Origin of the sequence: Aquipuribacter hungaricus (assembly GCF_037860755.1) — a bacterium.
GTDB classification, from domain to species: domain Bacteria; phylum Actinomycetota; class Actinomycetes; order Actinomycetales; family JBBAYJ01; genus Aquipuribacter; species Aquipuribacter hungaricus.
In genome coordinates this window covers 1-742 of the sequence record NZ_JBBEOI010000496.1, presented here as the reverse complement: position 1 = coordinate 742, position 742 = coordinate 1, and the positions used below count along the sequence as shown (strand labels likewise).

Here is a 742-nt window from a genome sequence, read left to right as displayed (position 1 = left end):
GCCCGCCCCGCCCCGCCCCCCTCGCCGGGGCGCGCCGGGCCTGCTGCGCTGGGGCGCCGCGCTCGGCGTGGTCGCGGCCGCCCACACCGCGGTGTCGCTGGACGCCGTCGCCCCGGTGCAGACCAAGGACGAGATCGGCTACCTCGCCGCGGCGCGGTGGCTGGCCACCGGCGAGGGCGCCGGGCTGCTCACGCCCGACTACGCCGGCGGGTACGCGGCCGGCTGGGGCCTGCTCACCGCGCCGCTGTGGTGGCTCACCTCCCACCCGCCGACCGTCTACGTGGCGAGCGTCGTGCTCGGGGTGCTCCTGGCGGTCGGGCTCGTCGTGCCCGCGACCCTGCTGGCCCGCCGGCTCGGCGCCGGGCCGCGGGCCTCCCTGCTCCTGGCGGCCGCCCTGGGCGTGGCGGGCGGGCGGCTCGGCTACACCGGCTACGCCCTGCCGGAGGGCCTGCTCACGGTCCAGCTGACGACCACCGCGTGGCTGCTCCTGCGGCTGGCGGACAGCCGACCCGGCGGACGCCCCGGGCCACCGGTGGTGCCGTGGGGCGCGCCCTCGGCCGTGCCGTCGGGCACGCGGCCGGCGGTGCCGTGGGGGACGCTCGCGGCCCTGGCGCTGCTGCTGGCGTGGCTGCCCACCACCCACGCCCGGTTCGCCCCGGCCGCGGCCCTGGGGCTGCTCGTCGTGGCGTCGTGGGCGCTGGTGCACCGCAGCCGCGCGGGCGCGCTCGCAAGTCGGATCGTA

1 protein-coding gene is annotated in these 742 nt (G+C 80.7%); it reads left to right on the top strand.

The window, feature by feature from the left end; all coding sequences use genetic code 11:
- Window positions 1–742, top strand: a 742-nt coding sequence (locus WCS02_RS20840) for a hypothetical protein (RefSeq protein ID WP_340296218.1), incomplete at both ends; no start/stop codon positions are given.